This window comes from Pseudomonas sp. P5_A12, assembly GCF_056400685.1.
In genome coordinates this window covers 1-701 of record NZ_JBFUKU010000620.1, presented here as the reverse complement: position 1 = coordinate 701, position 701 = coordinate 1, and the positions used below count along the sequence as shown (strand labels likewise).

Below are 701 nucleotides of genomic sequence, written 5' to 3'. Positions count from 1 at the left end.
GCCAGTGACCCACGCCACCCTGGGACATCCCGAGGCGGTCGGCGAGGACCTCTTGAGTGACTTTGAGGTCACTCATCTTGGCTTTGACTAACTCAATCCATTTATCCATGTGCGGCACGATACGTGGGGTACTCCGACCAACAAAACACAAATTGTAGTATTTAAATTCCAGTCACAAATACAGTTCGTACTAGGATGGATTTACGGATCTGAATCTATCACGGAGCTTGCCATCGTCATGACGTTACCCTGCAATGACCTGCCAGATATGGAAATCGATACCACCCTCACCTCGCCAAAAGGCAATGCCGCCGCGCAGCGAGCACTGGATTATTACTTGAAACCAACTGTGTCCGAACCCGCTGCTGTGGAGCGGTTTTTTGACGTGAACCCGCAGATCAGCGCGGAAGAGGCACTGGTTCACGCCTCGGATTTGTTGCGGTGCGCTGCGGCAACGGCACATGAGTCAGCCAACAACCTGCACGGTGCGGGCCGCGACCTGGCCTTTTCCACGGTGCACATGATCGACATGGCCAAGGCGATGATCGATCGGTCTTTGCAAGGGCATCGGAACACATGAAACGGGAGAGCGTTTGGGGAGGACAGGAAAGAATTTTCYAATCAGGCAGATAAAATCATTTGATTTTCAAACGAGAATGATTATTATTGCATGCATCTGGTCGCGAGATCAGTCGATTGTC

Annotated in this window: 2 protein-coding genes; one reads left to right on the top strand and one right to left on the bottom strand. The window is 51.7% G+C overall.

Features of this window, described 5'->3' with window-relative positions:
* The coding region (locus AC1DSG_RS31540; protein WP_477794352.1) for a helix-turn-helix domain-containing protein at window positions 1-109 on the bottom strand (109 nt) is incomplete at its 3' end.
* Between the two features lie 129 nt (window positions 110-238).
* Between AC1DSG_RS31540 and AC1DSG_RS31535 the strand changes: the two genes are divergently transcribed.
* Window positions 239-580 (top strand): DUF6124 family protein, encoded by a 342-nt coding sequence (locus AC1DSG_RS31535; protein ID WP_477794351.1) that lies wholly within the window; start codon window positions 239-241, stop codon window positions 578-580.
* Window positions 581-701 lie beyond the last annotated feature (121 nt).